The sequence below is a fragment of the Salinicoccus jeotgali genome (assembly GCF_039538805.1).
Lineage (GTDB): Bacteria > Bacillota > Bacilli > Staphylococcales > Salinicoccaceae > Salinicoccus > Salinicoccus jeotgali.
Genome location: NZ_BAABCK010000045.1, coordinates 1 through 2823, shown reverse-complemented (window position 1 = coordinate 2823; position 2823 = coordinate 1). Strand labels below are relative to the sequence as shown.

Annotated in this window: 25 tRNA genes and 1 rRNA gene; all 26 read right to left on the bottom strand. The window is 50.4% G+C overall.

The window, feature by feature from the left end:
• Positions 1 to 398: 398 nt before the first annotated feature.
• The 26 genes from ABD734_RS07955 to rrf all read right to left on the bottom strand — a co-directional run bounded on the left by ABD734_RS07955 (position 399) and on the right by rrf (position 2816).
• A tRNA-Leu gene (locus ABD734_RS07955) sits at positions 399 to 483 on the bottom strand.
• Positions 484 to 498: 15 nt separating this feature from the next.
• A tRNA-OTHER gene (locus ABD734_RS07950) sits at positions 499 to 573 on the bottom strand.
• Between the two features lie 62 nt (positions 574 to 635).
• Positions 636 to 710: transfer RNA gene (locus ABD734_RS07945), tRNA-OTHER, on the bottom strand.
• A gap of 11 nt (positions 711 to 721) precedes the next feature.
• Positions 722 to 795: transfer RNA gene (locus ABD734_RS07940), tRNA-Cys, on the bottom strand.
• 6 nt (positions 796 to 801) lie between these two features.
• Positions 802 to 873: transfer RNA gene (locus tag ABD734_RS07935), tRNA-Gln, on the bottom strand.
• 4 nt (positions 874 to 877) lie between these two features.
• Positions 878 to 953 (bottom strand) — tRNA-His (locus tag ABD734_RS07930).
• 2 nt (positions 954 to 955) lie between these two features.
• Positions 956 to 1029: transfer RNA gene (locus ABD734_RS07925), tRNA-Trp, on the bottom strand.
• Positions 1030 to 1036: 7 nt separating this feature from the next.
• Positions 1037 to 1117, bottom strand: a tRNA-Tyr gene (locus ABD734_RS07920).
• Between the two features lie 18 nt (positions 1118 to 1135).
• A tRNA-Thr gene (locus ABD734_RS07915) sits at positions 1136 to 1211 on the bottom strand.
• A 16-nt stretch (positions 1212 to 1227) separates the two neighbouring features.
• Positions 1228 to 1303: transfer RNA gene (locus tag ABD734_RS07910), tRNA-Phe, on the bottom strand.
• A gap of 14 nt (positions 1304 to 1317) precedes the next feature.
• Positions 1318 to 1393: transfer RNA gene (locus ABD734_RS07905), tRNA-Asp, on the bottom strand.
• A 10-nt stretch (positions 1394 to 1403) separates the two neighbouring features.
• Positions 1404 to 1477 (bottom strand) — tRNA-Met (locus ABD734_RS07900).
• An 18-nt stretch (positions 1478 to 1495) separates the two neighbouring features.
• Positions 1496 to 1588: transfer RNA gene (locus tag ABD734_RS07895), tRNA-Ser, on the bottom strand.
• Positions 1589 to 1612: 24 nt separating this feature from the next.
• A tRNA-Ile gene (locus tag ABD734_RS07890) sits at positions 1613 to 1689 on the bottom strand.
• A 4-nt stretch (positions 1690 to 1693) separates the two neighbouring features.
• A tRNA-Met gene (locus ABD734_RS07885) sits at positions 1694 to 1767 on the bottom strand.
• A 21-nt stretch (positions 1768 to 1788) separates the two neighbouring features.
• Positions 1789 to 1864 (bottom strand) — tRNA-Ala (locus tag ABD734_RS07880).
• Positions 1865 to 1880: 16 nt separating this feature from the next.
• A tRNA-Leu gene (locus ABD734_RS07875) sits at positions 1881 to 1962 on the bottom strand.
• Between the two features lie 12 nt (positions 1963 to 1974).
• Positions 1975 to 2048, bottom strand: a tRNA-Pro gene (locus ABD734_RS07870).
• Positions 2049 to 2059: 11 nt separating this feature from the next.
• Positions 2060 to 2133: transfer RNA gene (locus tag ABD734_RS07865), tRNA-Arg, on the bottom strand.
• Between the two features lie 15 nt (positions 2134 to 2148).
• Positions 2149 to 2237: transfer RNA gene (locus ABD734_RS07860), tRNA-Leu, on the bottom strand.
• Positions 2238 to 2248: 11 nt separating this feature from the next.
• A tRNA-Gly gene (locus ABD734_RS07855) sits at positions 2249 to 2323 on the bottom strand.
• Positions 2324 to 2329: 6 nt separating this feature from the next.
• Positions 2330 to 2411 (bottom strand) — tRNA-Leu (locus tag ABD734_RS07850).
• Between the two features lie 6 nt (positions 2412 to 2417).
• Positions 2418 to 2490, bottom strand: a tRNA-Lys gene (locus tag ABD734_RS07845).
• 16 nt (positions 2491 to 2506) lie between these two features.
• A tRNA-Thr gene (locus tag ABD734_RS07840) sits at positions 2507 to 2582 on the bottom strand.
• A 9-nt stretch (positions 2583 to 2591) separates the two neighbouring features.
• Positions 2592 to 2667: transfer RNA gene (locus ABD734_RS07835), tRNA-Val, on the bottom strand.
• Between the two features lie 34 nt (positions 2668 to 2701).
• A 5S ribosomal RNA gene (gene rrf, locus ABD734_RS07830) occupies positions 2702 to 2816 on the bottom strand.
• Between the last annotated feature and the right edge of the window lie 7 nt (positions 2817 to 2823).

Genomic DNA, 2823 nt, shown 5'->3' with positions numbered 1-2823 from the left:
CGAAAAAACTGAAAAAGCAGGGCCTATTTGGCATGCCGACATCCCTATCCAGCGGGGCGCCCCGCTGGATAGGGATGAAAAATATGGAATATATGCTTGTAATCTATTGACTAATCGTAAGAAAAACCCTCTGCTTACGGCATAAGCCGTTAAACAGAAGAGCTTTTGAATACAGTCATGAATGGGAAACATTCTTTTAAAGACCATTGTTAACTGTCTATTTGATTTATCGTCTTGCCAGTACTTCTTTTACTGTTGTTGCAATGTTCTTTGGCTTATTCTTGCTAATCGTAATACCTTCTCCTTTAATTTCAACCATAAAAATAGCGGCCCGATGAAATGTTTCATCCGGCCGCTCGCAGCGCGTACTAAAATCACATTATTTGATTAATCGATTATACCACCGGCCGGGATCGAACCGGCACTCCCGCAATGGGAACTGGATTTTGAGTCCAGCGCGTCTGCCAATTCCGCCACGGTGGCCCAGTATTATTTTAATGGAGCGGAAGATAGGATTTGAACCTATGTCTTGCTTCAGGAAGAAGCATGTTCTGAGCACTGAACTACTTCCGCAAATATTGAATTGATTTTTACATCTTACGATGCTCTGACCTATATAAGACCAGGATACTAAATGGAGCGGAAGATAGGATTTGAACCTATGTCTTGCTTCAGGAAGAAGCATGTTCTAAGCACTGAACTACTTCCGCTTAGTAAATTATGGAGGCACCAACCGGATTTGAACCGGTGATAGAGGATTTGCAGTCCTCGGCCTTACCACTTGGCTATGGTGCCCTAAAGCTGGGCTGACAGGATTCGAACCTGTGCATGACGGTACCAAAAACCGTTGCCTTACCGCTTGGCGACAGCCCAATAATGGGGCGGCTGATGGGGATCGAACCCACGAATGCCGGAACCACAATCCGGTGTGTTAACCACTTCACCACAACCGCCATGGCAGGGGTAGTAGGAATTGAACCCACATCTAAGGTTTTGGAGACCTTCATTCTACCATTGAACTATACCCCTAAATATATGGAGGGGGGCAGATTCGAACTGCCGAACCCGAAGGAGCGGATTTACAGTCCGCCGCGTTTAGCCACTTCGCTACCCCTCCACGCTTATATATATATGATGGTGCCGCCCAGAGGAATCGAACCCCCAACCTACTGATTACAAGTCAGTTGCTCTGCCAATTGAGCTAGAGCGGCGCCACAACATAACAAATGGTGGTTCAGGACGGAATCGAACCGCCGACACTGTGAGCTTCAATCACATGCTCTACCGACTGAGCTACTGAACCACTTAAATTTAAAATGGCGGTCCCGACGGGAATCGAACCCGCGATCTCCTGCGTGACAGGCAGGCATGTTAACCGCTACACCACGGGACCACTTAAATAATTGCGGGAGGTGGATTTGAACCACCGACCTCCGGGTTATGAGCCCGACGAGCTACCGAACTGCTCCATCCCGCGATAATAGAATAATAAAAATGGCGGAGGAAGAGGGATTCGAACCCCCGCGGGCGATGAAGCCCCTGTCGGTTTTCAAGACCGATCCCTTCAGCCAGACTTGGGTATTCCTCCGTATGAAACTATGCAATTAAAACATGGTGGACCTTGCAGGACTCGAACCTGCGACCCAACGGTTATGAGCCGTTTGCTCTGACCAACTGAGCTAAAGGTCCAATATAGCGGCGGAGGGGATCGAACCCCCGACCTCACGGGTATGAACCGTACGCTCTAGCCAGCTGAGCTACACCGCCATAATAACATATTAGAATAAATGGTGGAGACTAGCGGGATCGAACCGCTGACCTCCTGCGTGCAAAGCAGGCGCTCTCCCAGCTGAGCTAAGCCCCCATATAATCTGTGTAAGTGCGGGTGAAGGGAGTCGAACCCCCACGCCCGAAGGCGCTAGACCCTGATTCTAGTGCGTCTGCCAGTTCCGCCACACCCGCATTTAATAAGAGTCGGGAAGACAGGATTCGAACCTGCGACCCCTTGGTCCCAAACCAAGTGCTCTACCAAGCTGAGCTACTTCCCGTTTTTTTAAAGCGCGCCCGAGAGGATTCGAACCCCTAGCCTCCTGATCCGTAGTCAAGCGCTCTATCCAATTGAGCTACGGGCGCATATGATATTTATACTGGTGCCGAGGACCGGAATCGAACCGGTACGGTAATTACTTACCGCAGGATTTTAAGTCCTGTGCGTCTGCCAGTTCCGCCACCCCGGCGAACTAAACAATGGAGCGGAAGACGGGATTCGAACCCGCGACCCCCACCTTGGCAAGGTGGTGTTCTACCACTGAACTACTTCCGCTGATGATGCGGGTGAAGGGAGTCGAACCCCCACGCCCGAAGGCGCTAGATCCTAAATCTAGTGCGTCTGCCAGTTCCGCCACACCCGCAAGTCATGAGCCATAGAGGATTCGAACCTCTGACCCTCTGATTAAAAGTCAGATGCTCTACCAACTGAGCTAATGGCTCAAGATATTTCAAAAAATGGTGCCGCCCAGAGGAATCGAACCCCCAACCTACTGATTACAAGTCAGTTGCTCTGCCAATTGAGCTAGAGCGGCTTATTAAAATGGTGGAGAATGACGGGTTCGAACCGCCGACCCTCTGCTTGTAAGGCAGATGCTCTCCCAGCTGAGCTAATTCTCCTCAAATCATTTTTCATTCTGCATTTCCAAATACTGCCCGGCGGCGTCCTACTCTCACGGGACGTCAGTCCAACTACCATCGGCGCTGGAGAGCTTAACTGCTGTGTTCGGCATGGGAACAGGTGGGGCCTCTCCGCGATTGCCACCGGACAATATG